At 37.7% G+C, this 17,340-nt stretch carries 15 protein-coding genes; 3 read left to right on the forward strand and 12 right to left on the reverse strand.

The window, feature by feature from the left end:
* Positions 1–86: 86 nt before the first annotated feature.
* The 12 genes from RNZ46_RS04815 to acnA all read right to left on the reverse strand — a co-directional run bounded on the left by RNZ46_RS04815 (position 87) and on the right by acnA (position 13,859).
* The gene (locus RNZ46_RS04815; protein WP_316984245.1) at positions 87–554 is read right to left on the reverse strand and encodes a Dps family protein; all 468 of its coding nucleotides are present in this window, start codon (positions 552–554) and stop codon (positions 87–89) included.
* A gap of 190 nt (positions 555–744) precedes the next feature.
* Entirely contained in the window at positions 745–1,248 is a 504-nt protein-coding gene (locus RNZ46_RS04820; RefSeq protein WP_316984246.1) for a GreA/GreB family elongation factor, read from the reverse strand.
* Positions 1,249–1,309: 61 nt separating this feature from the next.
* The gene (locus tag RNZ46_RS04825; RefSeq protein ID WP_316984247.1) at positions 1,310–1,918 is read right to left on the reverse strand and encodes a TMEM175 family protein; all 609 of its coding nucleotides are present in this window, start codon (positions 1,916–1,918) and stop codon (positions 1,310–1,312) included.
* Positions 1,919–2,071: 153 nt separating this feature from the next.
* The gene (locus RNZ46_RS04830) at positions 2,072–3,067 is read right to left on the reverse strand and encodes an NADP-dependent oxidoreductase (protein WP_316984248.1); all 996 of its coding nucleotides are present in this window, start codon (positions 3,065–3,067) and stop codon (positions 2,072–2,074) included.
* Between the two features lie 112 nt (positions 3,068–3,179).
* Entirely contained in the window at positions 3,180–3,578 is a 399-nt protein-coding gene (locus tag RNZ46_RS04835; protein WP_316984249.1) for a GlcG/HbpS family heme-binding protein, read from the reverse strand.
* A gap of 107 nt (positions 3,579–3,685) precedes the next feature.
* Complete coding sequence (fdhA, locus tag RNZ46_RS04840; RefSeq protein WP_316984250.1) at positions 3,686–4,873, reverse strand: formaldehyde dehydrogenase, glutathione-independent; 1,188 nt, start codon at positions 4,871–4,873, stop codon at positions 3,686–3,688.
* Between the two features lie 121 nt (positions 4,874–4,994).
* Complete coding sequence (locus RNZ46_RS04845; RefSeq protein ID WP_316984251.1) at positions 4,995–5,834, reverse strand: helix-turn-helix domain-containing protein; 840 nt, start codon at positions 5,832–5,834, stop codon at positions 4,995–4,997.
* Positions 5,835–5,989: 155 nt separating this feature from the next.
* Positions 5,990–7,444 carry a cardiolipin synthase gene (cls, locus tag RNZ46_RS04850; protein WP_316984252.1) on the reverse strand — a complete coding sequence of 485 codons (1,455 nt, stop codon included), beginning with the start codon at positions 7,442–7,444 and terminating at the stop codon, positions 5,990–5,992.
* Positions 7,445–7,534: 90 nt separating this feature from the next.
* Positions 7,535–9,022, reverse strand: coding sequence for a potassium/proton antiporter (locus RNZ46_RS04855; protein WP_316984253.1), 1,488 nt, complete (start codon positions 9,020–9,022; stop codon positions 7,535–7,537).
* Between the two features lie 180 nt (positions 9,023–9,202).
* Positions 9,203–10,543, reverse strand: a complete 1,341-nt coding sequence (gene mgtE / locus RNZ46_RS04860) for a magnesium transporter (RefSeq protein ID WP_316984254.1) — start codon at positions 10,541–10,543, stop codon at positions 9,203–9,205.
* Between the two features lie 121 nt (positions 10,544–10,664).
* On the reverse strand, positions 10,665–11,036 hold the full coding sequence (locus RNZ46_RS04865; protein WP_316984255.1) for an arsenate reductase family protein: 372 nt from the start codon (positions 11,034–11,036) through the stop codon (positions 10,665–10,667).
* Between the two features lie 36 nt (positions 11,037–11,072).
* The gene (gene acnA, locus RNZ46_RS04870) at positions 11,073–13,859 is read right to left on the reverse strand and encodes an aconitate hydratase AcnA (protein ID WP_316984256.1); all 2,787 of its coding nucleotides are present in this window, start codon (positions 13,857–13,859) and stop codon (positions 11,073–11,075) included.
* A gap of 416 nt (positions 13,860–14,275) precedes the next feature.
* On the opposite strand from acnA, the gene RNZ46_RS04875 reads away from it, so the two are divergent.
* The 3 genes from RNZ46_RS04875 (at position 14,276) to RNZ46_RS04885 (ending at position 17,336) form a co-directional block, all read left to right on the forward strand.
* Positions 14,276–15,787, forward strand: a complete 1,512-nt coding sequence (locus RNZ46_RS04875) for a catalase (RefSeq protein ID WP_316984257.1) — start codon at positions 14,276–14,278, stop codon at positions 15,785–15,787.
* A 144-nt stretch (positions 15,788–15,931) separates the two neighbouring features.
* Positions 15,932–16,315, forward strand: a complete 384-nt coding sequence (locus RNZ46_RS04880) for a nuclear transport factor 2 family protein (protein ID WP_316984258.1) — start codon at positions 15,932–15,934, stop codon at positions 16,313–16,315.
* An 85-nt stretch (positions 16,316–16,400) separates the two neighbouring features.
* Complete coding sequence (locus tag RNZ46_RS04885; RefSeq protein WP_316984259.1) at positions 16,401–17,336, forward strand: ClpXP adapter SpxH family protein; 936 nt, start codon at positions 16,401–16,403, stop codon at positions 17,334–17,336.
* Positions 17,337–17,340: the final 4 nt, after the last annotated feature.

Consider the following 17,340-nt stretch of genomic DNA (forward strand, 5'->3'; position numbering starts at 1 on the left):
ATACTTCAATTTAAGTGTTTAACAATTTGGTTTTTTAAATAACAACCCGATAATCGATGCTAAGATTTTTATGTTTTTTATGACTACTATTTTAAATAGGAATTAAGCATCCAAAGTGTTTTTTCGGTTTCCGTAATGTAGTCACTCATTAAACTTACGGTACCTTCATCATCGGCATCGGCGGCAAGCGACAGAATGAGACGTTCTTGCGTGATTAAAGTTGAAAAGTTTTTAACCGTAATTTCCACACATTTTTTCCCATCTCTGATGCTTTTTGCTTCCGGTATTCTAGCCGTTTTAAGATAGTCGGTATAGGTGTGTAAAGGTTCGCCTTCGAGGGTTAAAATACGCTCTGCTATTTCGTCAATTTTCACAAAAGCATCATTATATAGCTCTTCAAATTTGTCGTGCAATTCAAAGAACTCTTTTCCTTTAATATTCCAATGGAATCCTCTTAAATTTTGATAAAAAATTTCGTAATCTGCTAATAAAATATTCAGTTCAACTACTAATTTCTCTGCTTTCTCTCTTTCTATTCCTACTAAATTTTTCATTTATTTTATGTTTTTTTGATTAAACTCAAATATAAGATTTTATTTTCAAAATAAAGATGACAAATGTCAGTATTAACCGAAAAACAAACCGTAAGAAGTTTTGGTATTATAGCGTTTTCAGGCTATTTATAACCCACATTTTAATTAAAAAAAAAGAGACCTTCAATGTGCTTTTACCACATGGATAATTTTAGTTATAGGCGATGTCCAAAATTTCAAAAACCCGTTCTCCGTTTACCAGTTTTAAAATGGCTTTGTCGCCAACTTTTTTATGTGTTAAGATTCTGGCTATTGGCGATACAAAGGAAATTTTTCCTTTTGAAATATCGGCCTCATCAACGCCAACAATTTGGTATTTTTGAACCTCTTTTACAGCATCAATTTTAAGTGTTATGGTTGCACCAAATCGAACTTCGTTTTGTGGTTGTGTTTCTAAGTCGATTATTTTAGCTGTGGAAATTCTCTGATTCAGTAATTGCAATTTCGCATTGATATGATTTGTTGCAATTCGTCTTTCGTTTTCATTGTTGGTTTCCAGTTGTTCAATATCATTAAGAAGCTCCTTTTTTTCATTCAAAAGGGCTTGCATACCCACTTGTGTTACGTAATTGATAACACCTTCGGGTAAATCGGCTCTTGGAGGTACCAATGGGATCTCCTCTTGATCGTCTTCTTTTACAAATCCTCTACTCATGGTTTATTAAATTTTAATATCAACTTTGTTTTATTTCTTTTTTGCTTAATTTTATTTACGATTACAGTTTTTTTGGCGGAATAATATCTGTTAATGTAACCACAAATATGAGTCCCAGTGCCAATCTGAAATCAATAAAAATTAAGAAAAAAGCAATGACTTCTAAAAGCGGTCCTTTTAACCAGCTTAAAATGTCTTCTTTTCTCAATTCTTTTTTTGAGCTTTTTGTTATGTACAAGCCACTTTTAAATATCGCGAAATGATGGAGCCATCTAAACGTTACCGCTTTAAAAAAATAGGCCCCAATTAACAGCATAGTTGCAGCTTCTTGATTATGATTTTGCCCAAGTAACGCTGTTGGATAAACAATAAGCGACAATGAAAACAAAAACAATAAATTGAGCCATATAAAGGTGGCGTTTACGGCTTTCATTTTACTAAAAAGAAGGTGATGATTGATTAAGTGCGCTGCTATAACCAAAAAACTGACGGCATACGGAATGAGTTGAGGAATTAAATATTCTATGAGTTCAAAAACTGAATAATTCCTATTCAAAAAATCTTCCGGAATTTCAAATACCATAACCAAAATGGTTATTAAAATGGCAATTACACCATCGCTAAAATTTTCTAATCTAGCCTTTTCTATAATATTGTTATTTTCTGCCATATTCGTATTTAATTACTTCTGTTTAGTAGTTCTAATACCTCTGAATGTTTTAAAAGCGATGTAATTATTAACTGTAAAAACAAACGAAATCTGGGATGCGCCAAATGAAAATTCTTTCTTAATTTCTGCATTGGCAAAAACCAAGCAATTGGTTTACTTTATTTTAATAACAACCTTCCCTTTGGTGCGCCCATTTGCCACATGAAGCACAGCGTTTATTGCATCTTTTAAAGGGTATTCTTTTTCGATATTGGTTTTGATTTTTTCAGATTCTACCTGTTTGGTAATTTCATTAAGCTGTCTCGAATTGGGACGTAAAAGTACAAGACTGTAGTACGCTGCTTTTTCAGAAATACGCTTTGTTACCTTCCTTCTTTTCCATGCTAAATAAGTTCTGGCAAAAAAGTTCAATTTCATTCTGTTGGCCGTTTCTTTATCAACCGGACCCACAAGGGTTATTACTTTTCCGCCTTTTTTTATCACTTTAAAAGCATCTTCGGTATACTTGTTCCCTAGCGTGTCCAAAACCATATCAGCATCTTTTACAATGGTTTTATAGTCTTCGGTTTTATAATCGATTACACGGTCTGCGCCCAATGCTTTAACCCATTGTACGTTATCGGTACTTGTGGTTGTATACACATAAGCGCCTGTTGTTTTTGCCATTTGGATTGCTACCGACCCCACACCGCCTGAGCCTGCATGGATTAAAATTTTATCGCCAGCTTTTAGCTTGCCACGTCGCAATGCTTGTGTTGCGGTTAGGCTAACCAATGGTAAACTTGCCGCTTCCTCAAAGGTTGTGTTTTTTGGTTTTAAGCTTACAATGTTTTGCTTTACGGAAACATACTCTGCAAAAGCACCTTGCTTATCGACATAGGCATAGACCTCATCTCCAATGTTGAAATTGGTAACATTTTCGCCTTTTTCAATAATTTTACCACTTACATCGTATCCCATTTTTGCCGGTAAAGTATAGTTTTTGCGCATTTTTAATTTACCGGTAAGCACTTTTATGTCTAGTGGATTTACACTGGCGGCATAAGCTTCAATTAAGACTTCATTCTTGTTGATGCTTGGCTTTTCAATATCAGAAAATTTAATGCTTTCTGAAATTTCTTTATAGGCTATATGTTGTACTGCTTTCATAATTTTTACTGGTTAATGACTACTTTTCCGATAGGCTGTTTTTCAATTTATAATCAAAAAAAAAGAGGATAATTAATACTAATTATCCTCTTTCTATGTTAATTAGTATGTTTTAGATAGCTGTTGCTCCAGCTTCTGCAACGGTATGATCGTTTTCAACTGAACTTCCACTTACTCCAATGGCACCAATGACGTCACCTGAAGCGTTTTTAATTGGAATACCTCCTGGGAAAGTTATTAATCCGTTATTTGAATGTTCTATGTTATATAAAGAACCACCTGGTTGTGATAATTCGCCAATAATTCCAGTATTCATATCAAAGAAACGTGCTGTTTTGGCCTTCTTAATTGAAATATCCAATGAGCCTAACCATGCACCATCCATTCTTCCGAATGCTACTAAATTTGCACCTGCATCTACAACGGCAATATTCATTTTAGTGTCAATTTCCGTCGATTTTTGTTTTGCTGCTGAAATTGCTTTTTCTGCTTGTTCTAATGTAATGTTCATAATGTATTGTTTTAGTATTGTTATTATTCTGATGCAAATATAAGTTGAGAATTTCGGTATCGAGTTACCAAATCAGTTCAAAAACTTATGAAAAAAGGTCAATATGATTATGCAATCATACCGTGAGGGTCAATAACAAACTTTTTGGCGACGCCAGAATCGAACGCTGCATAGCCTTTGGGTGCTTCATTCAGACTAATAACTTCAACATTTACGGCTTTTGCAATATCAATTTTATCAAATAATATGGCATTCATTAATTGCTTGTGATATTTCATTACTGGTGTTTGCCCTGTATGGAAAGAATGGGACTTTGCCCAACCTAATCCAAACCTAATTTTCAAGCTTCCTTGCTTTGCAGCGTCATCTACAGCTCCTGGATCTTCTGTAACATACAGCCCGGGAATTCCTATTTGACCACCAGCTCTTGTAATCGCCATGGCTTGGTTTAACACTATGGCAGGCTGTTCTTTACCTGCACTAGAACCATGACCGCTCGCCTCAAAACCTACGCAATCAACAAAACAATCAACTTCTGGGATGCCTACGATCATGGCAATTTGTTCTTCAACAGGAATATTATTGGTCAAATTAATGGTTTCACAACCAAAAGTTCTCGCATGAGCAAGACGCTCTTCATTAAGGTCACCAACTATTACAACCGCTGCGCCTAGTAAATGGCAACTTGCAGCTGCAGCTAATCCAACTGGTCCTGCACCAGCAATGTATACAACCGAACCTACTGTGACACCTGCTGTAACTGCGCCATGAAATCCTGTTGGCAGAATATCGGATAACATGGTTAAGTCCAATATTTTTTCCATGGCTTGATCCTTATCTGGAAATTTTAACAAGTTAAAATCGGCATAGGGCACCATGACATATTCCGATTGGCCTCCAACCCATCCGCCCATATCCACATACCCATAAGCGGCTCCCGGACGAGCATCATTTACATTTAAGCAAATCCCTGTTAATCCTGTTTTACAATTTCTACAGCGACCACAGGCAATATTAAAGGGTACCGAAACCATATCTCCTTTTTTAATAAACTCAACATCTCGCCCTAACTCTATCACCTCGCCAGTAATTTCGTGCCCAAGCACCAATCCTTTTTCGGCAGTTGTTCTTCCTCTTACCATATGTTGATCTGAACCACAAATATTAGTGGCAACAATCTTTAATATAACACCGTGTTCACATTTACGGTCTCCTAATGCTAGTTTTGGATAGTCTATTTCCAATACTTCTACTTTTCCTGGTCCCATATAAGAGACGCCATGATTTTTGCACATAATATTCTGGTTTTAAAAGGTTAACACACTTGTTTTAACTAAAAAAACAGCGGCTCCAGAAGGTAAGGAAAAAAAACTACTTTTTAAAATGAATCAATTTTCGGAAAAAGGTTGACGTAAATTACGACGGTATCTCACTCGGATTGAATCCGAATTTATTCTTAAAAGCAATACTAAAATTAGAAAGGTTATTGTAGCCAAAATCTAAATAAATATCCGAAGCTTTTAATTGGCCTTCTTTCAAAATTTCTTTAGCTTTTAAAAGCCGTTTGTCCTGCAACCATTTTCCGGGAGACGTTTTATACTCGTTGATAAAATGACGTTTAAAAGTGGATAAACTCATATGACATAAAAACGCAATTTCCTCTAACTTTAAATTGGAATACACGTTGTTTTCAATAACCTTTTTAAACGGCGATATTTGTTTTGAGATTAAAGACTGTAGAAATAATTCAAATTTAGATCCGTATTTATTAATAAGATACAGCATCAGTTCTTCAAATTTTACCGAAAGCAAATTGTATTTAAAGATGGCCGGTGCTTCGTTTATTGTTGCCAATGAATTTAGATAAGACATGATATAGCTATCGTTTTCAATCACAAAATAACCAACCTCATTTTTACTTGGTTTTAAATTATTTACATGTTTGTTATAAAACTCTGAAAGTTTAGTTTCTGAAAAAAACAACAGTTTGCAATAATAAATGGCATCGGTATCTAATAATTCTGTCCATAACCAATTTCCTTTTTTAAGAAGTAAAGACTGATTTTTGTTTACGGCCACAGCGGTATCTGCAAAATGCACCTGTTTTTTTCCTACCTGTAAAAAACTGAACATGTGCATACTTAAATTGACTTTGCTTTTCACAACATTGTTGTTCATTTTAAAATCGTAAACAAACACGTCTGGATTTACTTTTGAATCTTCAAAATAAATTTCGGGTATGTTTTCTATGGGCATGTATTATTTTTTAAAGGTTCTGGCAATGGGTTTCTGTATAAAAAAGATCGTTTATAAAATGAATCGCATTCATAAATATATAAAAAAGTCTCCTAGCCATTGCTTTATAAACCGTCTTTGAGCGTTATTCAAATTTTGATAGGCACTATTAATAGTTATAAAAATGGCGATGTTAATCGTACCAATCGTTCCCATAAATGAATATACTTTGGTCTGTTTAACCATGCTTCCGCATCAATTAATGTAGACACTTTTAAGTCATTTTCAAAAGCCTCTGTAAGTTGTGCTGCAATGTTTTTGCTATAAACCATGGCATTAACTTCAAAATTCAAATCAAAACTCCGGTAGTCCATATTGGCGGAACCGATTATTGCCAAATCATCATCAATAACCATAGTTTTGGCGTGCACAAATCCTTTGTTATACTTATAAATTTTTGCACCAACCTGAAGCAACTCCGTATAATAAGCACTTGCCGCCGCATTAACCATTTTGGAATCTGAAACTCCTGGAATTAAAATTTTAACATCCAATCCGCCGAGAATGGCAATAATTAAAACATCCATCAAACTTTCGTCTGGAATAAAATAAGGACTTGTAATGTATATGCTTTTTTTGGCTGAACTGATGGCTTCCAAAAGGGAATAGAAAATTACGGGTTGTTTACTATCCGGACCCGAGGCTGCAATTTGCACCACTTCGGGTGTATAAACATCTTGTTTTGTGCTGTCTATAAAATAGGTTTCGGAATACTCAAAAGGTGTCGTGCTGCAAAAATTCCAATCGCCCATAAACAAGTATTGCAAATAGGCTGTGGCCTGTCCCTTTATCAATAAATGCGTATCGCGCCAATATAGGTGGTTTTCTGCCTTTAAGTCGTTTCGGTATTTATCGCTCATATTAATGCCGCCAACAAAACCAATCATACCGTCTATAACCACAATTTTTCGATGGTTTCTGTAATTAAGTCGGTTGGCAAAAGCATACCATCTTATTTCGTAGAAAGGTGCGGTTTGCACACCAGCGTCCTGCAGTTTTTTAATGAATGGTTCTCCTAAGCCATGGCTTCCAAAATCGTCGTACATAAAACGCACCTCAACGCCTTGTTTTGCTTTTTTAATAAGCAGGTCTGCAACCTGGTTTCCGGTAATGTCATTTTCATAAATATAATATTCAAAATGAATGTGATGGGTGGCGTTTTCAATAGCCTTTAACAGTTCAGGGAATTTTTCCTCACCATTTATCAAGAGTTTTACCTCGTTGTTTGCTGTTAGCGGACTGCTGCTCGAGCGGCGAGTAAACTCGATTAGGGTTTCACTTTTAAGAGCCGTTAAGCCTGCATTACCAACGGCTTTAGAGTAGGCATTCATGCGGCTTCTGATGCGTTGCCGAAGTGGCTCGTCTTCCACTATTTTTTTCGAATACAGCTTTCGTTTTCTGTAATTAATTCCAACGGAAAAATAAAAAATCATACCAAAAAACGGTACAAATACAATAAACAAGATGTAAGCCAATGCTTTGGTACTGCTTCGGGTATCGCGCAGCACCCTAAAAATGACAAAAACGACTAACAGTATATATACGGTTTCGCCAATTAAAATCCAATTCATATAAAGCTGCGTTTATTGTGCTGTTAAATTAAATATTTTATTTATGCCGTCAAAATGGTTTAAAACAAGGCGATGTGTGGCTCGATTTTTTTAATCTTCAGGATTTGTAGTTGTGTCGCGTCTGTACAAACAGTCCTTTACTTTTGTGTAATCTTCCTCACTATCGGCCAGAACCATTAAAATATCGTTTGCTTTAATTTCGGTAGCACCGCTGGGTCGAATATATTCTTTACCGCGTTTAATCATGACAATAAACGCTGATTTCGGAAAATTCAAATCGACAATTCTTTTATTTTCTGAAAAAAGATTGGGTAAAATCTCAAATTCTTCCAAAGAAGATTTAGGAAGATTTGACAATAGCTCGTCTATTTCGGTTTTCTTTTTGGTCTCTTCCGGCATACCCACATTCAGCCATTTTGCAAAAACCGTAAGCGTTGTGCCCTGTATTAAAATGGATGTAACAGAGATAAAGAAAACGATGCTAAAAATTATATCGGCTTTTTCAACGCCAGCCAAAAGCGGATATGTTGCAAACACGATGGGTACCGCACCACGCAATCCTACCCAGGAAATATACAGTCGTCGTCTGAATTTCATCTTAAAAAAGACTAAACTTATTAAAACACCTAAAGGGCGGGCAATGACTATTAAAAATAAAGATATCAGTAATCCAACTCCTATATATGGCACGATTTTCTTCGGAAAAACCAAAAGCCCTAAAGTAAGGAACAGCACAATTTCCACAAGCCACGCCAAACCATCGTACATTCTTAAAATGGTTTTTTTGTGTATTAAATCTTGATTGCCCAGAAAAACCGCACAAATGTAAATGGCAAGAAAGCCGTTGCCGCCAACAAAATCGGTTGCCGAAAACGTAATAAACATCAAAGCAATAACCAATACGGGATAAAGCCCTTCAAAATCCAGATTAATTTTATTGATGATTATTTTACTTAGTTTTCCAAAGGCGAAACCCGCAAAAGCACCTACAATCATCTGTTGGAAAAACATGGGAATAATAGACACAATACTTTGATCCTGATTGACTACCAAGGTTAAAAACATAATGGTAAGCACATAAGCCATGGGGTCGTTACTTCCACTTTCCAGCTCCAAGGTTGGTCGTAAATTGGTTCTCAGTGCAAGGTTTTTAGAGCGTAAAATTGAAAATACGGCAGCCGCATCGGTTGATGAAACAATGGACCCCAACAGCATACTTTCGTAAATGGTAAAATCTGTAACCAGCCAAACAAAGGTGCCAAGCGATAACGCTGTGAGCAAAACACCTAAAGTAGACAAAGCAATGCCCTCTTTAAGCACAGGTTTTATGTTGCCCCAATTTGTATTGAGCCCTCCGGAAAACAAAATAAAATTCAATGAAACAATTCCTATAAGTTGCGCAATTTTAGGGTCGTTAAAAAAGATACCGCCTATACCATCGGAACCCGCCAACATCCCTACAGTTAAAAAGATTAACAATGTGGGAACTCCAAATTTATATGAGCTCTTCCCAACAATAATGCTAATAAAAAGTAAGATTGAGCCAACTAGCAGAATGTTTTCAATTGTTAAATTCATCCGTATGTTTTATTGATTTGTGTTGGTTGTTTTGAGTTCCAAAATACGGAAATCTCAAATATAAAAAGCATATAAATATTCTTAATTATCTTTATTTCCGCTATCAAAAGAGCTGTTATTCTATTTTTTTAACTGAAAACAGGTTGAACTATTTTGATAATTGAATCCCATTCACATATTTCAAAAACCGAAAAACCAAGACGCAATGGAAAAATAAATGATTACGCCACAAATATCGGACAAAGAGGTTACCAAAGGCGCACTGGCCGTTGCTGGATCTAATTTTAACCTAGTAAAGACAAATGGCAAGAGCAGCCCAATTAAACTTCCAATCATTACCGTAAAAATCATGGAGAGCCCAACGACAATAACGATGTCCGGGGCTCTAAAACTGGCTACTGCCGCTACTCCAAACGCCATTGTAATCCCCAGAAAAAAAGATACAATAAACTCTTTACCAACTAGTTTATGCCAATCATTCAGTTTTACACCGCCAACGGCCAAATAACGAATCATGAGGGTTGCCGATTGGGAGCCCGCATTTCCACCGCTATCTATTAAAAGAGGTAAAAAGAAAACCAGAGGCACATACAATTGAATAACGTCTTCAAAATTAGACATGGCCGCGCCCGAAAAAACATTCATAAAAACCAAAATGAACAGCCAAACCACCCGGTTTTTGTACAAGTCGTAAACCCTCGCTTTTATAGGGTCGGCAATGGCGCTTTGAATCGATCCGAATTTATGGAAATCTTCAGTAGACTCTTGCTCATCAACATCCATAATATCATCGAAGGTTACAATGCCGAGCAACACCCCTTGCTCGTCAACCACAGGTAATGCCACCCTATCATAGGTCTTAAAAAGTTTTACGGCGGTTTCTTGGTCGTCCATGGCATTTAAAGCTACAAAACGATAATCCATGAGTTCTTCTACGAGCTGTTTAGGAGAAGCCAGAAGTAAGGCTCCTATCCGGATATCATCAATCATTTTACCTTCGTGGTCTACAATATAAATCACATTTAAAGTTTCCGAATTGCGTCCGTTTTGCCGGATGTAATCAAAGGAAGTCTCCACCGAAAAATCGGGTTTTAAGGCGACGAATTCCGGGGTCATCAATCGAGCCACACTGTCTTTGGGATAGCTTAACAGTAAATTAGCAACCTTTCGTTCTTCTGGCGACAACAATTTAATTAAGGGTTGAGCCACGTGCTCTGGCAATTCCTTAAAAAATGTTGTTCGGTCATCAGGCTCAATATCGTTAAGAAGATTGGCTACTTTTTGGGGCTTACTGCCTAAAGCTTCAACAATTTCCTTTTGATCGGAAAGCGACAAAAGTTTGAAGACTTTCTTGGTTTGCTCTCTTTGAAGCAGCCTAAAAAGAATTATCTTTTCGCGTTTTGGCACATCTTGCAACACTCGAACTACCGCGTTAGCATCCAACTCATTCAAGGTGTGTTTCGCTACTTTCCAATCATTGTTTTTGATAAGTTCAAGGAAATTCGTTTCTATTTCAATCATAAGGGTTTATGGTCAGTAATTTATTTAGTTCAAATTCCGATGTTCATATTTAAAAAGAGTTTCGGTTTACATCCTTTTATTAAGATGTTACCATGAGGATTTTAATCAAAAACCTAATGGTTTATATCCGAATAATATCCGTTGGGGTTTCAACCAAAATAGTTTTATCGCCTCGCAACGCAATGGGCTGTTTCATGATTTCGGGATGGTTTTGTATCATGGTTATCCAATCTTCGGAAGAGAAACATTTAGCGGTAAATTTTTTTCTGTATTTGTAATGTTCTTGATTTACCATCTCGTTAATTTTAACACCTAAACGATCTGCCAATTCGGTAATTTGAGTACCCGTAAGCGGCGTTTTTAAAATATCGACTTCCTCAATAGCAAGCCCGTGTGTTTTAGCGTATGCCATGGCCTGTTTTCCTATTCGGGATTTGGAGTTAAAGTACAAGGTAATCTGTCTATCGGATGTGGAAATAACGCCTTTATTCATAGAACTTCGCATGTTATTTTATTTGTTATGATTAAATTATTCTTCTAAAAACTGCCTTAACACATATTGTAAAATACCACCGTGTTTTAAATACTCAATTTCGATGGCTGAATCCAAACGTGTTATCGCGTTAAACGTAATTTCAGAACCATCTTCCTTTGTAGCGGTTACCCTAAGTTCCTTGCCCGGTTTTAAACCCTCTTCTATCCCTGAAATGGTAATATGTTCGTGTCCGTTCAATCCCAATTTATCGGCATCTTCACCTTGTTTAAATTTTAAGGGCAACACACCCATACCTACTAAATTGGAACGGTGGATACGCTCGTAAGAACTGGCAATAACCGCTTTTACCCCCAACAAACTGGCACCCTTAGCAGCCCAGTCTCGTGATGAACCCGAACCGTATTCGCTACCTGCCAACACAATCAAAGGCGTATCGTTCTCCATATACTTTATGGCGGCATCATAAACATTTAATTCTTTATTTTCAGGAAAGTACGTGGTATACCCGCCTTGTTTTGTGGCAATTTTATTTTTAATATACACATTGGCAAAGGTACCGCGCATCATCACCTCGTGGTTACCTCTGCGGGAACCGTACGAGTTGAACATTGAACGCTCGATGCCTTTGGATTTTAAGTATTGACCTGCGGCGCTGTCTTCGGAAAAGGAACCTGCCGGCGAAATGTGGTCTGTAGTCACGGAATCTCCTAAATTCATAAGCACTCTTGCATTTTGAATGTTTCGCAAAGGTTCTGGGGTGACACTAATATCTTTAAAGAATGGTATTTCTTTGATATAAGTAGAATCGTCTTTCCACTCATAATCCAATCCCGTTGGTGCGGGTAAGTTTTGCCACTGTTCTTCCCCATCGAAAATCACACTGTATTCTTTGGCGTAATCTTCTTTGGTGGTGGCACTTTCAATCGCATCTTGAATTTCCTCTTGGGTTGGCCAAATATCCTTTAAAAAAACATCGCGTCCGTTGGCATCCTGAGCCAGCGGATCTTCCATTAAATTAATGTCCACCCGACCAGCAATGGCATAGGCCACTACCAACATGGGCGACGTTAAGAAATTCATCTGAATCTTTGGGTGAATCCTTGCCTCAAAATTTCTATTACCGCTTAACACCGAAGCGGCCACCAAATCGTAATCGTCAATAGCCCTTTCTATATGAGGCGCCAAAGGTCCAGAATTTCCTATACACGTTGTACAGCCATAACCAACCACATGAAACTTTAATGCTTCTAAATGCTGTAAAAGCCCTGAGCGTTTTAAATAATTGGTTACGACCTTTGAGCCGGGAGCCAACGAGGTTTTTACCCATGGCTTTACGTCTATCCCTTTTTCAATCGCTTTTTTTGCAACTAAGCCTGCGCCCAACATAACCGAAGGGTTCGAGGTGTTTGTACAAGAGGTAATAGCCGCCATAACAATGGAGCCATCGCTAATGGCATATTCCTGGTTCTCTTGACTGATTCTTACGGAATGTAGAGCATCGCCATTTTTGTTTTTAACCTTTATCTCAACATCTTCGGCCATCTTTCTATCTTTTAACCGCTGGTTGAAACGGGTTCCCGAACCACCCTCGCCATACCAAGTTTCACGTTCTTCCAAGGGCACATATTCCCGACCGTGTATGTCTTTTAACAGACTTCCGAATTGCTCTTTTAAATCTTTAACCCTGATTTTATCTTGCGGACGTTTTGGTCCGGCAACCGAGGGTTCTAAAGCTGATAAATCTACCATAACCACATCGGAGTATTCCATTTTCTCATCACCCGTTCGCCATAAAAGATTGTTTTTACAATAATGTTCTACCAAATCAACCTGTGCTTGATCACGGTTGGTTTTTACCATATATCTTAACGTTTGGTCGTCGATTGGAAAATACGTAATGGTACAACCAAATTCAGGCGACATATTAGCAATGGTGGCACGGTCTGGTACGGACAAATAATCTAAACCATCACCAAAAACCTCAACAAAGTCTCCCACTACGCCGTATTTGCGCAGTCGGTTTGTAATCTCAAGCACCATATCGGTGGCTGTAATCCCTTCGGGAAGTTTCCCTTTTAATTGCAGCCCGATAACTTTTGGTGTGGAAAAATAAATAGGCTGACCGAGTAAGGCAGCTTCGGCCTCAATGCCTCCGGCACCCCAACCAACAACGCCGATACCGTTTACCATTGGCGTATGCGAATCGGTACCCACCAAAGTATCGGGATACGCCCAACCGTCTCGCTCAACAACACCCTTTGCCAGATATTCGAGGTTAACTTGATGGCAAATGCCCATTCCGGGGGGCACAACCGTAAAATCATCAAATGCATTTTGAGCCCATTTTAACAACTCATAGCGTTCGCTATTACGCTTATATTCGTACTCCACATTTTTTCGGTACGCATAATCAGTTCCAAAAAAGTCAACTTGCACAGAGTGATCGATTACCAAATCCACGGGTACTTTAGGGTTGATTTTAGAGCCATCTTTTCCTTTTCGGATAGCCTCCGAACGAATGGCAGCAATATCGACCACGGCGGGTACCCCTGTAAAATCCTGCATCAATACGCGTGCGGGTTTAAAAGGTACCGATGCATCACTTCCCTTTGGATTCCATTGTATCAGGTTTTCAATATGTGCATCGTTTATCAAAAAGCCATCGTAATTCCTCAAAGCATTTTCTAACAAAATACGAATAGAAAAGGGCAATTTTCTTATACGCGGATATGCCTCAGCTAATTTTTCTAAACTAATGATGTTCAATTTATTACCTTGTGTCGATAGCGTGCTTTTAAAAGAATCTTTGTTAATTTTCATATTCTTAAGTTTTTTAGATATCTATTTTTTCAAAAAATTATTTGATTAATTGTGTTTCACAAACAGACCATATTAATAGAGATTGTTATGGTTAAGGTGAGCTTACTGCTAAGGTAATGAAATATTCTAAGTTTTTAAACTGACGCGCCTCAAGGCTCGATTAAAAACATCGTCTTTAAAAAAATGAACGTTTTGTGAGAAGATATCTTCTTCTAAATCACAATGTTCGACATAACAACAAAAGTAAATGAGGTTCTCGTTTTTTGTAAAAATATGAATATCAGTTTTATAAAGCATAAATACTTTTACTTAATTAAGGGTTTCGTTGTAGTTAAAAACCTATTTAAGTGTTTCAATATGTGAAGAAAATATTGTAACTTCATTCGCCATATTAATTTTTTTAAAATCACAACACAATGGACGAAAAGAAACCAAAACTCACAAGGCAAACTGGAGCTCCAGTTGGAGATAATCAAAACGCACAAACCGCAGGACCACGCGGCCCCATGTTAATGCAAGACGCTTGGTTTCTTGAAAAAATGGCAAACTTTGACCGTGAGGTTATTCCGGAAAGAAGAATGCACGCCAAAGGCTCGGGTGCTTTTGGCACGTTTAAGGTTACACACGATATTTCGAAATACACGAAGGCCGATATTTTTAATGAAATTGGCAAAGAAACCGAGATGTTTTGTCGGTTTTCTACCGTTGCCGGAGAAAGAGGTGCCGCCGATGCCGAAAGGGATATTAGAGGTTTTGCTCTAAAGTTTTATACCGAAGAAGGCATTTGGGATTTGGTAGGAAACAACACTCCAATATTTTTCTTTCGAGACCCCTTGAAGTTCCCAGACCTAAATCGCGCTGTAAAAAGAGACCCAAAAACCAATTTGAGAAGCGCCAATAATAATTGGGATTTCTGGACACTGCTTCCAGAATCTCTACATCAAGTGACCATAACCATGAGCGATCGTGGTATTCCGAAAGGCTACAGACATATGCACGGTTTTGGAAGCCATACCTTTAGTTTTATCAATAAAGACAATGTACGGCATTGGGTAAAGTTTCATTTTGTAAGTCAACAGGGAATTGAAAACCTATCGGATGAAGAAGCTGCTAAAGTTGTAGGAATGGATAGGGAATCTTCACAACGAGACCTTTTTGATGCTATTGAAAACAAGGATTTCCCGAAATGGAAAATGTTTGTTCAGGTTATGACCGAAGAACAGGCAAAAACCTATCGCTTCCATCCTTTCGATTTAACCAAGGTTTGGTATAAAAAAGACTTTCCGTTGATTCCTGTTGGTGAATTTGAGCTGAACAGAAACCCCGAAAACTACTTTCAGGATGTTGAGCAAGCTGCCTTTAACCCAACGAATATTGTTCCCGGAATTGGATTTTCACCCGACAAAATGCTTCAAGGCAGATTGTTTTCCTATGGCGATGCACAACGTTACAGATTGGGGGTAAATCACTATCAAATTCCTGTAAACAAGCCAACGTGCCCATACCATTCCAATCACAGAGATGGGACGATGCGGGTAGACGGAAACCATGGCGGTACTTTACATTACGAACCCAACAGTTATGGCGAATGGCAAGAACAACCAGACGCCAAAGAACCACCTTTGGAATTGGACGGAACAGCATACGCACACAATTTTAGGGATGATGATGAAGATTATTACACACAGCCTGGAGATTTGTTCCGAATAATTAAAGCGGATGGAAAAGAAGATTTACTATTTAAAAATACGGCGGCTCAAGTGGGTGGTGCCGAAAAATTTATTCAAATCCGACATATAAGAAACTGTTTTAAAGCCGATCCGGAATATGGAGAAGGTGTTGCAAAAGCACTCGGTTTAACCATGGATGAAGTTAACCGCTTTGATATGACGCCGTATAACAAGTGGGCACCGAGACCTACCAAATAACTTAACACTCCTAAAAACAGCGAACTAATTAATACTTGTTTTGGGGGATTAATAGCTGACTTTTAGTTTCTATAAATAAATATGCCTGTGGAAAATGCTTCATTAAGATTTCCATAGGCGCTCACTAAGTATATTTAGTTTAATATGAAAAATCAAGCAAAAACAATAGTAGAAAACATGTTCGCCGCATTTAGCAGTGGTGATGCCGATAAATTTGTAGCAACGGTTTCCGAGGACACCGTATGGATTTATCACGGCACACAAATTATTCCCGCGGGAACTTTTGAAAAAAAAGAAGGTGTAAGAACCTTTTTTACCAATATAATGGATCGAACTGAAATCATCAATTTTGAGCCTCAGCAATATATCGTTGAAGGAAACATGGTTGTTGTGCTTGGTCGCGAGCATCAAAAAGTGAAACGATCGGGCAGGGAACTGAAACAAAAATGGGTTCAGATTTATACCGTTGAAAACAATTTAATAACCCGAATGGAAGAGTTTGCTACTTCAGAGGAAGTCACTAAATAAATAGGATAACAATTAAAATCATTCGTCTGAATGGTTAACTTTCTTAGTTTGGCCTCACAGCTTAACAAGAACAAAATAAAAAAACATGGATAAAGAATCATTAAAAAACAATCCGCTTTTATGCGACATCGAAACAGGAATGTGCGAAACAACCGATGATAATACCAACACCGCATCTCAAAACAATGTACAATCGGCAAAAAAATCTGTAAAAGCCATTTATTACACAGATCCTATTTGCTCCTCGTGTTGGGGCATTGAACCGCAATTGCGAAAGCTTAAATTAGAATACGGCAATGTGGTTGAGTTTGAATACAGAATGGGTGGTTTATTACCAGATTGGAATTACAACAGTGGTGGCATTGGAAAACCATCAGACGTGGCAACGCATTGGGACGAGGTTAGTGCCCATTACGATATGCCTATTGATGGCGATGTTTGGTTGGAAGATCCATTGGATTCATCTTACCCACCATCCATAGCCTTTAAAGCGGCACAGATGCAAAACAACGAAAAGGCGCTACTATTTATGCGAGAAATTCGAGAAATGGTGTTTTTAAAAAAGAAAAACATTACCAAATGGGAACATTTGGCAGCGGCGGCCAATATTGTTAACCTTGATGTTGAACAATTGAAAACGGATTTTGAAGGAAAAGCAAAAGAACGGTTTGAAGCCGATTTAAAATTAGGAAAAGAATTGGGCGTACGGGGATTTCCAACCATGTTCTTTCTAAATGAAGCAGACGAGAATGAAGTTGTGTACGGTGCCAGACCTTATGCTTTCTATGAAATGGCCATTTTAAAACTAAATCCTAAAGCCACAAAAAGCGAATACAGTAAAAAATGGGAAACCCTCTTTTCAATATATCCTACGCTCACGGCAAAAGAGTTTTCTGAACTTTCGGGAACCCCTCGAAACGAAAGCGAAAATGTTTTGAACGAACTTTCTAAAAATGGCGCATTGGAAAAACTGACAACAAAAAACGGTTCTATTTGGATTAAGAAAAACACGAGCCAATAAAAGA

Origin of the sequence: Hwangdonia lutea, assembly GCF_032814565.1 — a bacterium.
Taxonomy (GTDB): Bacteria; Bacteroidota; Bacteroidia; order Flavobacteriales; family Flavobacteriaceae; genus Hwangdonia; species Hwangdonia lutea.